Source organism: Amycolatopsis sp. NPDC058278 (assembly GCF_042881395.1).
In the GTDB taxonomy this organism is placed as follows: Bacteria; Actinomycetota; Actinomycetes; order Mycobacteriales; family Pseudonocardiaceae; genus Amycolatopsis.
The window spans coordinates 70603-88033 of record NZ_JBHVXZ010000004.1 but is presented as its reverse complement, the minus strand read 5'-3'; the positions used below and the strand labels follow the sequence as shown (position 1 = coordinate 88033).

Genomic DNA, 17431 nt, shown 5'->3' with positions numbered 1-17431 from the left:
GTGCCGGAGGAGGAAAGATGCCACTCTCCGAGCATGAGCAGCGGCTGCTCGATCAGATCGAGCGCGAGCTCTATGCCGAGGACCCCAAGTTCGCATCCACGGTGCGTGGCACCCGGTTGCGTCGCCCCGCTCGCCGACGGCGTATTCAGGGCATCGCCCTGTTCGTAGTGGGCGTGGCCCTGCTGGTGCTGGGCGTGGTGGTGCCGCAGTTCCGGGTGGCCGACATCCCGCTGATCAGCGTGCTCGGGTTCCTCGTGATGTTCTTCGGAGTCATGATGGCCGTCACATCGATTCGGCACGGTGCCGACGGAGACGGGAAGGCCGGTGGACCAGCCACCCGCGGCGGCAAGCCATCGGGTCGCCGGAGTTCCTTCACCCAGAGGATGGAGGAGCGCTTCCGCCAGCGCTTCGAGGAGCAGTAGCGCCGCAAGACCACGAGATCCGCGTCCCGCCGAACGGAGGGACGCGGATCTTCTTGTGTGCTCAACCAGCCCGCGTGGGCTGTCCAGCTGCGGTGACAGTGGGTGACCCCCACGCGGGTGACCTGCTCTGGCCTGCGGATCGGCCCCGGAACTCGCGTGTTCAGAACCGGATCTCGCGTGATCGAGCCCGGAACTCGCGTGTTCAGAACCGGAACTCGCGTGATTGAAGGCGGAACTCGCGTGCTCGGGGGTCAGTCGCGGTTGCGGAAGACCGAACGGGGGAACAACTTCCCCTTCCAGGACAGCGGCGCGTTGCGGCGAAGGCTCCGCCGCAGGCCCTCGAAGGCCGGCGGGAGATCGGGCTGAGGTGCGTCGTCCTCGCCGTACCACGATCTCTCCAGGACGCCGATGACCGTCCGGAGGTCTTCGCGGCCCTCGTCGTCCAGGTGGTGCTTGGCCGCCAGCTTCTGGCCCGCCACGCGGACCGTGTCGCTGCTCGGGATCGGCAGGCCGCGGTCCGCGCACTCCGCGCGCAGCTCCGCCCAGGCCGCGTCGGCCGCGCCCGGCTGTTGCTGGACGATGCGCTGCAAGCGCCGTCGGCGGACGACCTCGCGGATCAGCGCCGGGCCGGCCGCCGCGAGCTGCAGGACCACCACCAGCACGCCGAGCCACCAGACCACCGTCGCCGCGAGAAGACCCAGCGCGGTGATCCACAAGCCCACCGCCAGCAGCGGCAGCCAGCCGAGCAGCGCCTGGAGGCGGGACGGTGCCGCCACCGGCGCCGGTGCCCGCACCAGCAGTGCACCCTCGCTCCGGTCACCGTCCGCCGGCCCTGGTGGCGGCGCGCCGTCCCCCGGCCGCGTGCGCCCGCGGCCCAGCGACCGCCGCAGCAGCGCCGCGACGATCAGGGCGCCCGCTCCCAGCGCGGCGAGCACCAGGGCGAGGTCGAACAGCCAGTCGTCGCTGCCCGAAGCGTCCTTGGCCGTCTGCGCCGGGACGTTCGGCTCGTTGTCGCGCGGAACGCCGGTCGGTGCCGCGCTCGACTGGACCGTGCTCGGCGCCACCTGGGTGTCGTCCGGCTGGTTGCCGTTCTGCGGGCCGGCCTGCAGGTACGACGGGGTGATGCCGCGGCCGTCGGACAGCGGCGTCGGGTCGAACGTCACCCAGCCCTTGTCGCCGAAGTACGCCTCGACCCACGCGTGCGCGTCCTGGGTGGTGATCGACAGGTAGTCGTTGACCTGCACGCCCGGCGTGAAACCGATCGCCACGCGCGACGGGATGCCCGCCACCCGCAGCATGACGCCCATCGCCGACGCGAACTGCTCGCAGAAGCCGCGCTTGCCGTTGAGGATGAAGTCGGTGAGCGCGTCGGTGTCGGTCACCGGCGCGGTCTTCGTGTCGTAGACGAACCCGTTCTGCGCCGTGAAGTAGCGCCAGATCGCCGAGGCCCGGTCGAAGTCGTTGGCCGCGCCGGTGATCAGCTGCTCGGTCTTCGCGCGGACGCGGTCGTCGACCCGGTCGATCTGGGTGTAGCGCGGCGGCAGGTCGTCGACCCGCGAGGTCACGCGCAGCTCGGCGGCCGTCGGCTCCCTCAGCGACGCGTACTCGGTGTACCCCGGCGGGGCTTCGCTGCGGGTGGTGAACACCGTGCCGCTGATCTGGTCGTAGAGGTAGCCGCTGCCCGCGCCGTCGATGACGCGCGGCGCGCCGTACACCGGCAGCCAGTTGTCCCGCCAGCTGGTCGGCTCGACGTCGATCCGGCGCGCGGTGCCCGTGCCGTCGTCGCCCGGGGCGGGCGGCAGCTGCGGCCCGACCGGGACGCCCTGCTGCGAACGGCCTTCGTCGTGCAGGCCCCAGCCCTTGTTCGGGTAGTAGGTGTCCAGCGTCATCGCGCGCATCAGCCGCCGGTCGGTGCCGAGGCCGCGGACCTTGAACAGCTCGCGGTTCGACCCCTGGTCGAGCATGCCGCGCAGCTCGGTGAACGGCTGGATGCCGAAGCCGCCGGAGCCCGCCCCCGGGCCGCTGCCGCTCTCGCCGAACGGCATCCGCCCGATCGTGCCGACCCACGTGATCGCCCCGCCCAGCAGGCCGAGCACGATCGCCGCGCAGACGACCGCAACCGGCGCGGACAGCACCCCCGGCTTGCCGCTGCGCCCGGGGGCCTCCCGGGTGCGCCAGCGCTGGTGCCGGTGCTGGCCGTCGACGGCCAGCAGGCCGGCGAAGGCCGCCCCGCCGAGCAGGAACGTCCACCACGGCAGCATTTCCTCGCTCAGCGCGGCCGGCACGGCGTAGACGCAGAGCAGCACGAGCCCGGTCGCCGCGGGCGCCGCGGCGGCGACGGTCAGGGTGTCGACGAGGACGGCGACCAGGCCGATCAGGATGGTGACGAGGCACAGGATCGGCTGGCTGCCCTCGACCGGCGGCAAGCCGACGCGGATCTGCTCGGCGGCGCTCGACAGCGTGGTCCCGATTTCGGCGAACGCCTCCGGGCCGGGGATGACCTGCAGGATGCCGTGCGTGGTGAAGGCGCCGGTGATGAGGAAGAGCAGGACGAGCAGCTGCCCCAAGCCGACCAGGACGGTCGGCACCTGCAGCGAGCGGAGGGCCAGCCCGGAAGCCCCGATGAGCAGGACGGCGACGAACAGGTACCCGAACCAGGCCAGGCCAGTGACGACGCTGGTGACCGAGGTCGCGGCGCAGAGGGTGGCGACCCCGGCGGCGACGGGCGCGAGAACGCTGCTGCGCCAGGCGGACAGCGGTCGTTCCGGCCGGGGTGCGGGCCGCTCGAACTTCCGCGGCGGTGCGGCGGTGCTCATCGCGGCCCTCCGGTCGAGGTGCTGCGGTGGGTGGCGGTGTGCTGGGGTGCGGTGCCCATCGCGGCCCCTCCGGGTCGAGGTGCTGCGGTGCGTCGTGGTGCGGTGCTGCTCATCGCGGCCCTCCGATCAGGGTGCCGCGACGTGCGCCGCTGCGGCACAGCTCGGCCCAGACCTGCGGCATCGGCGAACCCGGGCCCGCCACGATCACGCCCCAGCCGGCCGCGCGCAGCAGTGCCGCCGAGTCCTCCGTGGCCGCCGCCCGCTGCTCCGGGGCGCTCACCCCCGCCGACCACGTCGGCGTGTCCAGCAGGACCGCCAGGCTCCTGATGCCGCGCGGGCGGTACTGGGTCAGCTCGTGCACCGCCTCCGTGCTCACCGTGCCGAGCACCGCGATCAGCTCCTGGCCCTCGGCCGGGTCCCCGGCCAGCGTGATGTCGCGCTGGTGCGCCGGCTGCAGGGCCGCCAGCGCGTCGAGCACGACGTGGTCGTAGTGGTCGCCGCCCTCGCCCGGGGTGTCCGCCAGCGTGACGCCGTGCTCGCTCACCAGCCGGACGCGGTGGCCGGACCGGCGCAGGTGCAGGGCCGCCGACGCCGCGAACGCCACCGCCCACTCCAGGCTCGCCGCCGGGCCGGCGCCGTGGTGCGCGGCCGCGCGGTGGTCCAGCAGCACCGTCGTGCCGCCGCGCCACGGGCGTTCCTCGACGCGGACCATGATCTCGTCGCGGCGGGCCGTCGAGCGCCAGTGCACCTTCCGCAGGTCGTCGCCCTGGCGGTACTGGCGGACGATCACGTCGGGCTCGCCCTGCCCGGCGTGCAGCCGGACCGTGCCGTCGTCGCCGACGCCGATGCCCGCGCCGCTCGGCAGGCCCCACAGCGGGACCACGCGGGGCACGACGACCAGCCGTGAGTGCCCGATCAGCTCGCGCTCGAACTCGCACAGCCCGAACGGGTCGGTGATCGTCGCGCGCAGGGGCCCGACCTGCTGGATCCCGCGCAGCACCGGCTGCAGCGGGTAGCGCAGCGCGACGCGCCGGTCGTGCGGGAGCCGCTCGACGACGAACCGCGGCCGCGAACCCAGCGCGTACGGCACGCCGTCTTCGAGGAGGATCTCGCCGGCGGGCAGCCGCCCGCTGCGCCACAGCTCCAGCTGCACCTCGCCGTTGCCGCCGACCGCGACCCGTTGCGGGCGCAGCGTGCGGGTGGCGCCGATGCGCAGCCGCGTCGCCGAGATGAACGCGGCGACCAGCAGCGGCAGCGCCACCACGAACACCGCCACCCGCAGCAGGTCGCGCTCGTTGAGCACGAACGAGCACACCGCGGCGGCGATCCCCGCGGCCAGGAGGCAGCGACCGCGGGTGGTCAGGCCGGACAGGGCACGCAGCATGCCGTTCTCTTCCCCTTCGGGCGGTGAAAGCTAGGGCCGGGTGCCCTGCGGCACCGGCACCCGGTGCAGCACCGCGCGCACGACGTCGGTCGCCGACCGGCGGGCCGCGTGGGCCTCCGTGGTCAGCATCAGGCGGTGCGCCAGTACCGGCACCGCCACCGTGTGCAGGTCGTCCGGCACGACGTAGTCGCGGCCCGACAGCGCGGCTTGTGCCCGCGCCGCGCGGACGAGGTGCAGCGTGGCCCGCGGGGACGCGCCGAGCCGGACCTCCGGGACGCCCCGGGTGGCCGCGACGACGTCGACGGCGTACCGGCGGACCTCGGGGGCCATGTGCACGCCGCGGACCGTCTCGATCAGCCGGTGCACGGTCTCGCCGTCGGACACCGGTTGCAGGTCCTCGATCGGGTTGTGCCCGGCGTGCTCGTCGACCATGGCCAGCTCGGCCTGCTGGTCGGGGTAGCCGATGGAAACCCGCGCGGTGAAGCGGTCGCGCTGGGCTTCGGGCAGCGCGTACGTGCCTTCCATCTCGATCGGGTTCTGCGTGGCGATCACCATGAACGGCTCTTCGAGCCGGTAGGTCGTGGTGTCGACGGTGACCTGGTGCTCTTCCATGCACTCCAGCAGTGCCGACTGCGTCTTCGGCGAGGCGCGGTTGATCTCGTCGCCCACCACGATGTTCGCGAACACCGGGCCGGGGCGGAAGTCGAACTCGCCGGACTGGCGGTTGTAGATGGAGACGCCGGTGACGTCGCTCGGCAGCAGGTCGGGGGTGAACTGGATGCGGCTGACCGTGCAGTCGATCGACCGGGCGAGCGCCTTGGCCAGCGACGTCTTCCCGACGCCGGGCACGTCCTCGACCAGGAGGTGGCCTTCGGCGAGCAGGGTGACCAGCGCGATCCGGATGACGTCGGGCTTGCCGACGAGCACGCGTTCCACGTTGGCGGCGATCCGCCGCGCGGTGTCGTGCAGTTCGTCCAGCGGCACTCTGCCGGGGTGACCGGGGACCCGGCCGTTGCCCGAGGGCTCCGCCGGGTAAGGCGGCCGCCCGGATGCCTGCTCACCCGATCCGGGCGCGGCAGACTGGATTCTCGACGTCACTCGACCTCCTGGTGGCGCATGGCCGCGCGCAGTGTGCGCACCGCCGGGCCGAACGGCCCCCTCGCTGCTGTCCGCGCGCAGCGACCAGCCTTCCACCCAGTGTGTCAAACCCGGGCGAACCGGGGGCTGGAACCCCGCGATGACACTGCGCAATCAGCGACGATACCCCGATCAGGGGGGTATTCACCCGATTCTGGGTGCTCCCGCTGACACCCTGCTCTGTCGTATGCTGCGGTTCGAGGTCGCCCGGCTACGGAGAGGCGTATCCGCTTATGAGCGAGCTGCGAACCCAGCCGCCCTTCGACGTCCGCGGCTTCGCGGTCGCGCCGGAGCTGGCCACGGACGCCTACGCGAAGCTCGGCCGGCTGCAGGACGTCGTCGGCGAGATGGTCCGCGAAGCCAAGGTGCTCGGCCGGAGCGTGCCGCTGGGCGGCGGGTACGCCGGCGAGATCGGCGAGTTCATGGCCGAGTACGGGATCGGCGGGCAGGGCTCGGCGGTGCAGCAGCTGACCGCGTTCGGCAAGGAGCTGGAGACGCTCAAGCGGCGGATCGGCGAGGCGCTGGCGAAGTACCAGCACGCCGACGAGCAGGCGGCCGAAGGCGTGGACTGCACGGGTGGCTGAGCCGGTGCGCGCGAAGGGGACCGACGGGCGGGGCCGTGGGCTTCTCCTCGCTTCCGCTCTCCTCCTCACCGCGTGCGGGCAGCAGAGCGCCCCGCCGGCCGCCGTCGGGCACACCTCCGCGGTGGCCTCCGCGCCCGCCGTACCTCCGCCGTCCGCTTCGCCGACCGGTCTCACCGCGCTCGATCCCTGCACCCTGCTCTCCCCGCAGGACCGGTCGGCCGCCGGCGTCACCGTGCTCGGGAAGCCCAAGACCATCGCCGGTGCCCGGGCGTGCGACTGGACCGTGCCCGCCACCTTCGGCGTCACCGTCACCTTCGACGAACAACACGGCCTGGCCGATCTCGACGTCACCAAGAAGAACGCCACGAAGACGACGGTCGGCCGCCACCCCGGGCTGAAGGTCGCCGACAAGAAGGCCGCCGACGGCACCTGTGCTGTGCTGCTCGGCGTCGGTGACCACGCCAGCGTGCAGATCGACGTCAGCAACACCGGCTTCTCGGACACCCCGCTCGCGTGCCGTCGCGCGGGCACGGTGGCCGGGCTGGTCGAACCCAAGCTGCCCTGACCAGGAGGTGCGCCGTGCCCGAACCACCCGTCGCGACCGCGCGGTACGAGGCCTACAGCCACGAGGCGATGGCCGCGGAGGTCGTGCGCGGCAACGACCCGGTCGCCGCCGGCGAAACCGGCGCGCGCTGGGACGGGCTGGCGAAACGGCTGCAGGAGTCCACAGCCGACGTCGCCGCGCTCGTCGCTTCCTCCGACGAGCACTGGCGCGGCCCGGCGGGCGACGCGGCGCGCGCGGCGCTGGGCCGGGCCGCGCAGTGGCTTTCGCACTCCGCCGCCGTCTCGGCGTCGGTGGGGCAGGCGGTCGGTGCCCAGGCCGAGGCGGCCGCGCGGGCCCGGGCCGACATGCCGCCGCCGGTGACCTACGACCCGGCGTCGATGATCCGCGACGCGGCGTCCAGCGGGAACGTGCTCGTCCTGGCCGGGCTGGCCGGGGAGATGGCCGCCCGCCGGGCCGAAGCGGAGGCCGCGCGGCAGAAGGCCATCGACGTCCTCCGGACGCGGGACACCGCGCTGCGCGGCCACGTGCCCGCCGAGACGTTCCCCGCCCCGCCGGCGCTGGGGCGGGCTTGATCCGGGTCTCGGCGTCGGCGTTCGACATCCTCTGGACCGACCTCGGCCACGACCGCCCGCCGGAACCGCTGAGCGTCCGCAGCGTCGGCGCGACCGACGCCGAACGGGCCGAGGTGCGGAAGGCCGTCTACGACAACCTCGCCGAGCGCGGGCTCCACGACGGGTCCCGGCTGGAGCCGGCCCTGACCGCGCGGTTGAACCTGCTCGCGGACGCGGACGTGTTCGTCGCGTGCGAGGCACTGGCGGACATGACGGCGGCGACGCCGTTCCGCGCCGTGACCGCGGCCCGCGGCCGCCGCGGCGTCCTGGCGACCCAGCCGGAGCAGACGATCGGGCTGGACTCGATCCGCGACGGCGAGCTCGCCACGGCGATCGTCGACGTCCTGCCGGAGCTGTCGGCGGGCCCCGGCTACGGCATCAGCCTCCCGGCGTCGACGCTCTCGGGTGCTTCGGAGGCCGGTTCGGGGCCGGCGTCGGCCCAGCTCGAGGAGGTCCGGGCGATCCAGGCGCGGCCGGTGTACGCGGCGGGGCAGTTCAGCGTGAGCCGTCGCTCGGGATCGGGCCGGGTGACCCGGGTCGGCGGCTTGACCTGGTTCGACACCGACGTCGGCGCGTATTGCGCGACGAAGACCCCGGGCCGGGGTGGGCAGGAGTGGGTGACGGTCAGCCCGGTCGACAGCACCCGCCTCGCGGCCCGCGTCACGGCCCTCCTCACCCCGCAGGACTGACCCGCCGAGGTGTGACCCGGGCCGGAACCGACGTGATCGGGGACGTAACTCGCGTGATCAGGGACGTAACTCGCGTGATCAGGGACGTAACTCGCGAGTTCCGGCTTCGATCACGCGAGTTCCGGGTCTGATCACGCGAGTTCCGGGTCTGATCACGCGGGATACGGGTCTGATCACGCGGGATACGGGTCTGATCACGCGGGATCCGGGTTTCGGGACGGGTGCCCCCCACTCGGCCCCACCGGTTTCCCCCACCTTGACCCACTGCGGGCCCCACTGCGCCCCACTCGAGGGGCGGGAGGGTTCTTTCGCGGCCGTTATGCGGACGCATGGGGAACAGCTGAGGTTGCTCCGGCCCCCGGTGCGGGGGATCTTGGCCACCGTGCCCCACCACACCCCCCACCAGGCCCCACCCTGCTGACCTGCGCAAACGGGACACCCGACGGAGTGGTCTGCCCGTTTGTCGCGTTGACTGTGGTGAAAAGTGGGGTACGGTGGTGGCCAGTGGGGCGGAAGGGAAGCCCCGTAGCCGCAGGCGGTGGTTCGCCACCGGGTGCGGTAGGGAGGTGGAGGCCGTGTTCCTCGGCACCCACACCCCGAAGCTGGACGACAAAGGGCGGCTCGCGCTGCCCGCGAAGTTCCGTGACGCCTTGGCGGGTGGGCTGATGCTTACCAAGGGGCAGGACCACTGCCTCTTCGTCTTCCCCCGCGCCGAGTTCGAGCAGATGGCGCGCAAGGTCGCCGAGGCCCCGTTCACGAACGAGGCGGTTCGGGCCTACCAGCGCTACCTGTTCGCCGGCACGGACGAGCAGCGTCCGGACGGCCAGGGGCGCATCACCATCGCGCCCGAGCTCCGCCGCTACGCGGGGCTCAGCAAGGAGTGCGTGGTGATCGGGGCGATCACCAGGCTGGAGATCTGGGACGCCCAAGCGTGGCAGGGCTACCTGGAGGAGCACGAAGACAGCTACGCGAAGGCTCGAGAGGAAGTACTGCCGGGCGTCTTCTAGGCGTGTGGTCGCGGTGCACCTTCGTCGTCGGGGGACGAGAGGTTCGCCGTCCGCACGATGAGGGGAAGCCCACCCGGATGCCGTGAGGCCTCTGTCCGCTCAATGGCCCTGGTGCACCTTCCCCGGTACCAGGTCAGCAGCGGGCGGACAGGGACCTGACGGCATCCGCCATATTTCCCCCCGGGCCGCCCAGGCGAGAGAGGGGGAGGGAACACCATGACGGCACCCGAGCACGTCCCGGTACTGCTGAGCCGCATCGTCGAGCTGTTCACTCCCGTGTTCGCCGACCGCGACGGCGTCCTCGTGGACGCGACGGTCGGCCTCGGCGGGCATTCCGACGCCCTCCTGGAGGCCTTCCCGCGGCTGCGGCTCGTCGCGCTGGACCGCGACCCCGCCGCGCTCGAAAAGTCCGCGGAACGCCTGGCCCGCCACGGCGACCGCGTCGACTTCGTCCACACGGTCTACGACGGGCTCCCGGAGGCCCTGGAAAGCGTGGGCCTCGAAAAAGCCGACGGCATCCTGTTCGACCTCGGCGTCTCCTCGATGCAGCTGGACCGCGCCGAGCGCGGGTTCGCCTACTCCAAGGACTCGCCGCTGGACATGCGGATGGACCCGACCACCGGGTTCACCGCCGCCGACGTGCTCAACACCTACGCACCCGGCGAGCTGATCCGGATCCTGCGGGACTACGGCGAGGAACGCTTCGCGCAGCGGATCGTCAAGGCCGTCGTGGCCGCGCGGGAAAAGGAGCCGTTCACCACCAGCGGACGCCTGGTCGCACTGCTCTACGACGCCGTCCCGGCCGCCACCCGCCGCACCGGCGGGCACCCGGCCAAGCGCACGTTCCAGGCGCTGCGGATCGAGGTCAACGGCGAACTGGAGGTGCTGCGCCGCGCCATGCCCGCCGCGCTGGGGGCGCTGCCGGTCGGCGGGCGGATCGTCGTCGAGTCGTACCAGTCCCTGGAGGATCGGCTGGTCAAGCAAGCACTGGCCGAGCTCGCGAAGTCCCGCACCCCGGAAGGGCTCCCGGTGGAGCTGCCGGGTCACGGACCGGAGCTGAAGCTCCTCACGCGCGGCGCCGAGAAGGCCGGCGAAGAGGAGATCGAACGGAACCCGCGCGCCGCCTCGGTGCGGCTGCGGGCCGCAGAGAGGATCGGAGAGCCGCGATGACCGCTCCCGCGAAGTCCTCCCGCCGCCGGGCCGCGCCGGCGACGGGGGGTCGCACCGAGGCCGCCCGCACCTCGACGGGCACCGTCGAGCCGGACCGGCAGGCGCCGCAGCCGGCCAAGGCCGCGCCCCGGCGCGGGTCGCGCGGCCGCACGTCCGCGGCCGAGCGCGCCTACGCGCGCCGCGCCCAGCGCGCCGACCTGCTGAAGGAACGCGAAGCGCGGCCGGAGCCGAAGGCCCGGGCCGCCGAGCCGCCGGAGAAGCCGAAGCTCCAGCTGAAGCTGCTGCTGCCGAAGTCGCGCGCGTCGTTCGTGCTGATGATGATGGCGCTGCTGGCCGCCGGCGTGGCGACCACGCTGTGGCTGACCACGCAGGCGATCGCCGACTCCTACCGGCTCGAGCAGCTGCGCACCACCAACGCGAACCTGGCCGAGCAGAAGGAGCAGCTGCAGCGCGACGTCGCCAAGGCCGAGTCACCCGCTTCACTGGCCCCCGCCGCCCAGCAGCAGGGCATGGTGCCCGGCGGTGACCCGGCGCGGATCGTCGTCGGCCCGGACGGGAAGACCTCGCTCGTCGGCGAACCCAAGAAGGCCAAGGCGGACACCCCGGTGGTGCCGGCCGCGCCGCCCGCCGCGCCCGCCGCGGGCACGCAGTCGCAGCAGGGCGCGCCGATCGAGGGCGACCAGCCCGCTGTGCCCGCCGAAGAGCAGCCGCCGGCGCAGCAGCAGCCGCCGGCCCAGCCGGGAGGCGGCCAGTGATGGCTTCGAGCCGCAGCCAGGCCCGCGCGCGCGCCGCGGGCAGCGCGCGGCGGACGTACGCCGCCGGAACCCGCAGCGCGGCCGCGCGGCGGGGCAACGGCGGGCACCGCAGCCGGTTCTCCGCCGTGCGCCTGCTGCTGGTCGCCGTGCTGCTGGTCGCGGGCGTGAAACTGGTGCAGGTGCAGTGGTTCGACGCCGAGGCGCTCTCGGCCGCGGCCGAACGGCAGCGCGCCCAGACCATCGACATCCCCGCCCAGCGCGGGTCCATTGTGGACCGCAACGGCGCGAAGCTGGCGTTCAGCGTCGAGGTGCGCACGCTCTCGGTGAACCTCAAGGCGCTGCACAAGAGCATGGACGACTTCGCCACGAAGAACCCCGGCACGACGAAGACGTTCGACGCCGAGACCGCCGCGGCCGCCAAGTACATCTCGGGCAAGCTCCCGAACGTGATCGGCGAGCAGCAGCTGCTCGACCTGTTCCACAAGCAGGCGTCCTTCACCTACCTGGTGAACAACGTCGAGCCGTCCATCGCCGCCGACATCGTCAAGCACTTCGCGTGGATCGGCGTCGAGAAGCGCGCGCTGCGGGAGTACCCGGGCGGCGGCCTGGCGGCCAACATCGTCGGTGCCGCGAACTGGCGTTCCGAAGACAAGGACGTGTCGAAGCACAACCTCCACGGCCTGGTCGGGCTCGAGCTGCTGCGCGACAACGACCTGGCGGGCACGCCGGGCCGGATGATGGTCAACACCAAGAACGGCAGCGACAACGTCGTCATCCCGGGCACCGAGCGCGACCTGCAGGCCGCCGTCCCCGGCTCCGACCTCGAGCTGACCATCGACTCCGACCTGCAGTACGAGGTGCAGCGGCAGCTGGCGGACTACGTCCAGCAGTCGCACGCCAAGGGCGGGCAGGCCGTCGTCATGGACGCCAAGACCGGCGAGGTCTACGCGCTGGCCAACGACAAGACCTTCGACCCCAACGACCAGAGCACCTGGAAGACCGACGACCTGGCCAACCCCGCGGTCACCACGCCGTTCGAACCCGGTTCGGTGAACAAGCTCGTCACCGCCACCGGGGCGATCGACTTCGGTGTCGCGACGCCGGAGTCCACGGTCGAGGTGCCCGGTGCGCTGCAGGTGGCCGACAAGACGGTGCACGACGCCTGGACCCACGGGACCCAGACCTTCACCACCACCGGGATCTTCGCCAAGTCGTCCAACATCGGCACCTTGCTGCTGGCGCAGAAGATCGGCGAGGAGCGCTACGCCAACCTGCTCAAGTCGTTCGGCCTCGGCCAGCGCACCGGCGTCGGCCTGCCCGGCGAGAGCGCGGGCGTGGTGCCCGCGCGCAGCCAGTGGTCGGCGACCACCTTCGGCAACCTGCCGATCGGGCAGGGCCTGATGATGACCATCCTGCAGATGGCCGGGATGTACCAGGCGATCGCCAACGACGGCCTGCGCGTCGAACCCCGGATCGTCAAGGCCAAGGTGAACCCGGACGGCACGACCGTGCCGGAGCCGGCGCCGAAGTCGGTCCGGGTGGTCAGCCCGCAGACCGCGAAGACGGTGCGCGACATGATGCGCGCGGTCGCCCAGAACGGCAAGGGCCTCCAGAAGGGCACCGCGCCGACGGCGGCGGTCGAGGGCTACCAGATCTCCGGGAAAACCGGCACCGGCCAGCAGGTCGACCCGCGGACGAAGGCCTACAGCGACCACCTGTACAACATCACCTTCGCCGGCATCCTGCCCGCCGACCACCCGCGGTTCGTCGTCGGGATCCGGCTGGACGCGCCGGACACGACGCTGCCGGTCGGGCACTCCGCCGCGCCGCTGTTCCACACCATCGCGTCGTACGTGACGCAGCGGTACCAGATTCCGTTGTCCGACGGCCCCTCGCCGGAGGTCCCGCTCATCATCGCGCCGTAGTCAGGCACTGTCCGTTAAAGCCCCCTCACGCGGCAACGCGCGAGGGGGCTTCGACGCGTGAGCGTCCACATCGGCCGGCGCCGGGGAAACCCTTGCGGCGCAACGGGGTCCACGGCGCCGTTTAGCACATGTGCCCGGCCCGCACGCAATCGCCGTACCGCGTGCGGGTGCCCGAACCGCCCGCCGGTAGCCTCTTGGCCGTGTCCGTGTCCTCGTCCAGTTCCCAGGTGCCGGAAAGCCCGGTGAAAGCGGTCCCCGCGCCGCCCCGCCCGGCGCGCATCGACCCGGTCCCGCTGGCGACGCTGCTCGCCAGGGCGGACGCCCGCCTGATCGCCGGGTCGCCCGACGCGGCCGAGCTCACCGTCACCGGCACCACCCTGCGTGCCCAGCACGTCCTGCCCGGCGACCTCTTCGCCGCCCTCCCGGGTGCCCGCGCCCACGGCGCCGACTTCAGCGACCAGGCGGTTGCGGCCGGAGCCGTCGCCGTCCTCACCGACGCCGCGGGCGCCGAGCGGCCCGCCCTGCGCGACGCCGGTGTCCCGGTCCTGGTCCACGCCGACCCGCGCGCCGCCCTCGGCGAGATCGCCGCCTGGATCTACGGCGAGCCCTCCCTGAAGCTGTCCGTGCTCGGCGTCACCGGCACCTCCGGCAAGACGACGACGTCCTACCTGGTCGACGCCGGCCTGCAGGCCGCCGGGCTGACCACCGGCCTGATCGGCACGGTGGAGACCCGGATCGCGGGCGAACGGCTGGTCAGCGGCTTCACCACGCCGGAGGCGCCCGACCTGCAGGCGCTGCTCGCGGTGATGCTCGAGCGCGGCGTCACGCACGTGCCGATGGAGGTCTCCAGCCACGCGCTCGCCCTGGGCCGCGTCAACGGCACCCGGTTCGCGGTCGGCGCGTTCACCAACCTCTCCCAGGACCACCTGGACTTCCACAAGGACATGCAGGAGTACTTCGCCGCGAAGTCCCTGCTGTTCGACGGCCGGTCCACGACCGAGGTCGTCGTGGTCGACAGCGCGTGGGGGCAGGCCCTGCTCACGCCGCAGACGCTTACCGTCACCACCGATCCGGGCACCGAGGCCGCGTGGAAGGCCACCGACCTCGAGGCCACCCCGCAGGGCGAGCAGACGTTCACCCTGCACGGCCCGGACGGCGTCCGCGCGGCCGCCCGGATCCCGCTGCCCGGCGAGTTCAACGTCGCCAACGCCGTGCTGGCGGCCGCGATCCTGAGCACCGCCGGAGTGGCACTGGAGCACATCGTCGCCGGCCTCGCCCAGGTGCAGGTCCCGGGCCGGATGGAGCGCGTCTACGTCGGCCAGGAGTTCACCGCCGTCGTCGACTACGCCCACAAGCCGGCCGCGGTCGCCCAGGGGCTGGACGCGCTGCGGGCCCGCACCGAGGGCCGGATCATCACCGTCCTCGGCTGCGGCGGCGACCGGGACACCGCCAAGCGCCCGATGATGGGCGAGGCCGCGGCCCGACGCAGTGATGTCCTGATCGTCACCGACGACAACCCGCGCTCCGAGGACCCGGCGGCGATCCGCGCCGCCATGCTCGCCGGCGCCCGCGCGGTCGGGCCCGCCGAGGGCGGCGAAGTCATCGAGGTCGGTGACCGCCGCGAGGCCATCGCGCACGCCGTTTCGCTCGCCGGACCGGGCGACATCGTCTTCCTCGCCGGCAAGGGGCACGAGTCCGGCCAGGAGGCCGGCGGCGTCGTGCACCCGTTCTCCGACCGCGACGAGCTGGCCGCGGCCATCCGCAACAAACTCGAGGTGAGTGTGTGATCGTGCTCAGCCTGGCCGAGATCGCCGACGTCGTCGGCGGCCGGCTGCACCGCGCCGAACCGGGCGCGCAGGTGACCGGCACCGTGGAGTTCGACACCCGGGAGCTCACGCCCGGCGGCCTGTTCGTCGCGCTGCCGGGGGAGAAGGTCGACGGCCACGACTTCGCCGCGCAGGCCGTCGAGGCCGGCGCCGTGGCCGTGCTGGCCGCCCGCGAGGTCGACGCGCCCGCGATCGTCGTCCCGCCGCTCGCCGCGGGCGAGGCCCACGAGCGGTCGGTCGCGCTGACCGGCGACAAGGACGGCTCCGGTGCCGCGGTGCTGGCCGCGCTGGCCAAGCTCGCCCGGTACGTCGTGCAGCGCCTGGCCGAGGGCGAGCTGACCGTCGTCGGTGTCACCGGCTCCTCCGGCAAGACCTCGACCAAGGACGTCATCGCGCAGCTGCTCGAGCCGCTCGGCCCGACGATCGCGCCGCCCGGGTCGTTCAACAACGAGCTCGGCCACCCCTGGACGGCGCTGCGGGCCGGGGCGGAGACCAGGCACCTCGTGCTGGAGCTGTCGGCGCGGGGCCCCGGGCACATCGCCCACCTCGCGGAGATCGCCCCGCCGAAGATCGGCGTCGTGCTCAACGTCGGCAGCGCGCACGTCGGCGAGTTCGGCTCGCGCGAAGGCATCGCGAAGACCAAGGGCGAGCTCGTCGAGGCCCTGCCCGAGGACGGCGTCGCGGTGCTCAACCTCGACGACCCGCTGGTCGCGGCCATGGCGAGCCGCACGAAAGCACGGGTGGTGTTCGTCGGCGAGAGTCCCTCGGCGCAGATCCGCGCGGAGCACATCACCCTCGACGACGAGGCCCGCGCGTCCTTCCGGCTGATCACCCCGGCCGGCGAGGCCGACGTCAAGCTGCCGCTGCACGGCGAGCACCACGTCGGCAACGCGCTGTCCGCCGCGGCGGTCGCGCTGGAGCTGGGCGCGACGCCGGCGGAGATCGCGGCCCGGCTCTCGGCCCTCGAACGGCGCTCCGCGCGCCGCATGGAGGTCGTCACCCGGCCCGACGGCGTGACGATCCTCAACGACTCGTTCAACGCCAACCCCGAGTCGATGCGGGCCGGCCTGAAGGCCCTCGCGGCGATGACGCGGGAAACCGGCCGCCGGTCCTGGGCCGTGCTCGGCGTGATGGGCGAGCTCGGCGCGGACTCGGTCACCGCCCACGACGAGATCGGCAGGCTCGTCGTCCGGCTCAACATCGCCAAGCTCGTCGTCATCGGGCCCGAGGCGGCGGCCATGCACCAGGGCGCGCACCAGGAAGGCTCCTGGGGCGAGGAATCCACTTTGGTACCCGACGTCGAGGCCGCCGCCGCCCTGCTGCATGATCAGCTCCGCCCCGGGGACGTGGTGCTGGTCAAGGCCTCCAAGGCCGCCGGCCTCTGGCGGGTCGCCGAGGCCCTGCTCGAACCCCGGGAAACCGACAACTCCGAGAATCGCTCGAACGGTGGTGACGCGTGATCAGCATCCTGATCGCGGCCGCGGCGGGCCTGCTGGTCTCCATCATGCTGACGCCCTACCTGATCCGGGTCTTCTCCCGGCAGGGCTTCGGCCAGGAGATCCGCGAGGAAGGCCCCCAGGGACACAAGTCCAAGCGCGGTACCCCGACCATGGGCGGTGTCGCGATCATCATCGCGATGGTCGTCGGGTACTTCGCCGCGCACCTGATCAACTGGATGTTCAACTCCCGCAGCGGCGCGCCGACGGCCTCCGGGCTGCTCGTGCTGATGCTCGCGGTGGGCCTGGGGATCGTCGGGTTCCTCGACGACTTCATCAAGATCCGCAAGCAGCGCAACCTCGGGCTGAACAAGACCGCGAAGCTGGTCGGGCAGCTGGTCGTCACCATCGCGTTCGCGGTGCTGGCGCTGAACTTCCCGAACCAGCACGGCATCACGCCGGCGTCGGAGAGCCTCTCCTACGTCCGCGACCTCGCGCTGATCACCTTCCCGTCGGTGATCTTCGTGATCTTCTGCTACGTCGTGATCTCCGGCTGGTCGAACGCGGTCAACTTCACCGACGGCCTCGACGGCCTGGCCGGTGGCGCGGCGGCGATGGTGCTGGCCACCTACGTGGTGATCTCGTTCTGGCAGGAGCGGCTGTCCTGCGCCAACGCGCCGGCCGCCGCCTGCTACGACGTCCGCGACCCGCTGGACCTGGCCGTGGTCGCCGCCGCGGCGACCGGTGCCTGCGTGGGCTTCCTCTGGTGGAACGCGGCCCCGGCGAAGATCTTCATGGGCGACACCGGCTCGCTGGCCCTCGGCGGCCTGGTCGCCGGCCTGTCCATGACGACCCGCACCGAGCTGCTCGCCATCGTCATCGGGGGCCTGTTCATGGTCGAGATGATCTCGGTGGTCGCGCAGATCGCGGTGTTCCGGACGACCCGGCGAAGGTTGTTCCGGATGGCGCCGTTCCACCACCACTTCGAGCTCGCCGGGTGGGCCGAAACCACGGTGATCATCCGGTTCTGGCTGCTCTCGGCGATCTGCTGCATGTTCGGGCTCGGCCTGTTCTACAGCGAGCAGCTGGGCCTCGGCGGCTGAC

15 protein-coding genes are annotated in these 17431 nt (G+C 72.7%); 12 read left to right on the top strand and 3 right to left on the bottom strand.

Annotation, left to right across the window (positions count from 1 at the left end; all coding sequences use genetic code 11):
* The first annotated feature begins 17 nt into the window (after positions 1 to 17).
* The gene (locus ACFVYA_RS03060; RefSeq protein ID WP_103335157.1) at positions 18 to 422 is read left to right on the top strand and encodes a DUF3040 domain-containing protein; all 405 of its coding nucleotides are present in this window, start codon (positions 18 to 20) and stop codon (positions 420 to 422) included.
* 251 nt (positions 423 to 673) lie between these two features.
* On the opposite strand, the gene ACFVYA_RS03055 is transcribed toward ACFVYA_RS03060, so the two are convergent.
* The 3 genes from ACFVYA_RS03055 to ACFVYA_RS03045 form a co-directional block, all read right to left on the bottom strand.
* Positions 674 to 3238, bottom strand: a complete 2565-nt coding sequence (locus ACFVYA_RS03055; protein WP_387041734.1) for a transglutaminaseTgpA domain-containing protein — start codon at positions 3236 to 3238, stop codon at positions 674 to 676.
* 109 nt (positions 3239 to 3347) lie between these two features.
* Entirely contained in the window at positions 3348 to 4622 is a 1275-nt protein-coding gene (locus ACFVYA_RS03050) for a DUF58 domain-containing protein (RefSeq protein ID WP_285993494.1), read from the bottom strand.
* 30 nt (positions 4623 to 4652) lie between these two features.
* Complete coding sequence (locus tag ACFVYA_RS03045; RefSeq protein ID WP_285993493.1) at positions 4653 to 5720, bottom strand: MoxR family ATPase; 1068 nt, start codon at positions 5718 to 5720, stop codon at positions 4653 to 4655.
* 272 nt (positions 5721 to 5992) lie between these two features.
* Between ACFVYA_RS03045 and ACFVYA_RS03040 the strand changes: the two genes are divergently transcribed.
* The 11 genes from ACFVYA_RS03040 (at position 5993) to mraY (ending at position 17430) form a co-directional block, all read left to right on the top strand.
* A complete protein-coding gene (locus ACFVYA_RS03040) occupies positions 5993 to 6343 on the top strand; it encodes a hypothetical protein (RefSeq protein ID WP_103335164.1) in 351 nt (116 codons plus the stop codon).
* Positions 6336 to 6908, top strand: a complete 573-nt coding sequence (locus ACFVYA_RS03035) for a DUF3558 family protein (protein ID WP_387041729.1) — start codon at positions 6336 to 6338, stop codon at positions 6906 to 6908. The genes ACFVYA_RS03040 and ACFVYA_RS03035 overlap by 8 nt, the downstream gene beginning before the upstream one ends.
* A 14-nt stretch (positions 6909 to 6922) precedes the next feature.
* On the top strand, positions 6923 to 7480 hold the full coding sequence (locus ACFVYA_RS03030) for a PPE domain-containing protein (RefSeq protein WP_285993491.1): 558 nt from the start codon (positions 6923 to 6925) through the stop codon (positions 7478 to 7480).
* Complete coding sequence (locus tag ACFVYA_RS03025) at positions 7477 to 8208, top strand: ESX secretion-associated protein EspG (RefSeq protein ID WP_387041726.1); 732 nt, start codon at positions 7477 to 7479, stop codon at positions 8206 to 8208. The genes ACFVYA_RS03030 and ACFVYA_RS03025 overlap by 4 nt, the downstream gene beginning before the upstream one ends.
* Positions 8209 to 8783: 575 nt before the next feature.
* The gene (gene mraZ / locus ACFVYA_RS03020; RefSeq protein ID WP_014467434.1) at positions 8784 to 9215 is read left to right on the top strand and encodes a division/cell wall cluster transcriptional repressor MraZ; all 432 of its coding nucleotides are present in this window, start codon (positions 8784 to 8786) and stop codon (positions 9213 to 9215) included.
* A 216-nt stretch (positions 9216 to 9431) separates the two neighbouring features.
* Complete coding sequence (rsmH, locus tag ACFVYA_RS03015) at positions 9432 to 10385, top strand: 16S rRNA (cytosine(1402)-N(4))-methyltransferase RsmH (protein WP_285993489.1); 954 nt, start codon at positions 9432 to 9434, stop codon at positions 10383 to 10385.
* Positions 10382 to 11140 carry a hypothetical protein gene (locus ACFVYA_RS03010; RefSeq protein WP_285993488.1) on the top strand — a complete coding sequence of 253 codons (759 nt, stop codon included), beginning with the start codon at positions 10382 to 10384 and terminating at the stop codon, positions 11138 to 11140. The genes rsmH and ACFVYA_RS03010 overlap by 4 nt, the downstream gene beginning before the upstream one ends.
* Positions 11140 to 13065 carry a peptidoglycan D,D-transpeptidase FtsI family protein gene (locus ACFVYA_RS03005; protein WP_387041721.1) on the top strand — a complete coding sequence of 642 codons (1926 nt, stop codon included), beginning with the start codon at positions 11140 to 11142 and terminating at the stop codon, positions 13063 to 13065. The genes ACFVYA_RS03010 and ACFVYA_RS03005 overlap by 1 nt, the downstream gene beginning before the upstream one ends.
* Positions 13066 to 13307: 242 nt before the next feature.
* Positions 13308 to 14852 carry a UDP-N-acetylmuramoyl-L-alanyl-D-glutamate--2,6-diaminopimelate ligase gene (locus ACFVYA_RS03000; protein WP_387041931.1) on the top strand — a complete coding sequence of 515 codons (1545 nt, stop codon included), beginning with the start codon at positions 13308 to 13310 and terminating at the stop codon, positions 14850 to 14852.
* Entirely contained in the window at positions 14849 to 16351 is a 1503-nt protein-coding gene (gene murF / locus ACFVYA_RS02995; RefSeq protein WP_387041718.1) for a UDP-N-acetylmuramoyl-tripeptide--D-alanyl-D-alanine ligase, read from the top strand. The genes ACFVYA_RS03000 and murF overlap by 4 nt, the downstream gene beginning before the upstream one ends.
* A complete protein-coding gene (mraY, locus tag ACFVYA_RS02990) occupies positions 16348 to 17430 on the top strand; it encodes a phospho-N-acetylmuramoyl-pentapeptide-transferase (protein ID WP_013228040.1) in 1083 nt (360 codons plus the stop codon). The genes murF and mraY overlap by 4 nt, the downstream gene beginning before the upstream one ends.
* The last annotated feature ends 1 nt before the right edge of the window (position 17431 follow it).

Coding starts and splice junctions, on each gene's coding strand:
- ACFVYA_RS03055 (WP_387041734.1), bottom strand. CDS start 3,238: ATGAGCACCGCCGCACCGCCGCGGAAGTTCGAGCGGCCCGCACCCCGG.
- ACFVYA_RS03050 (WP_285993494.1), bottom strand. CDS start 4,622: ATGCTGCGTGCCCTGTCCGGCCTGACCACCCGCGGTCGCTGCCTCCTG.
- ACFVYA_RS03005 (WP_387041721.1), top strand. CDS start 11,140: ATGGCTTCGAGCCGCAGCCAGGCCCGCGCGCGCGCCGCGGGCAGCGCG.
- rsmH (WP_285993489.1), top strand. CDS start 9,432: ATGACGGCACCCGAGCACGTCCCGGTACTGCTGAGCCGCATCGTCGAG.
- ACFVYA_RS03060 (WP_103335157.1), top strand. CDS start 18: ATGCCACTCTCCGAGCATGAGCAGCGGCTGCTCGATCAGATCGAGCGC.
- ACFVYA_RS03010 (WP_285993488.1), top strand. CDS start 10,382: ATGACCGCTCCCGCGAAGTCCTCCCGCCGCCGGGCCGCGCCGGCGACG.
- ACFVYA_RS03040 (WP_103335164.1), top strand. CDS start 5,993: ATGAGCGAGCTGCGAACCCAGCCGCCCTTCGACGTCCGCGGCTTCGCG.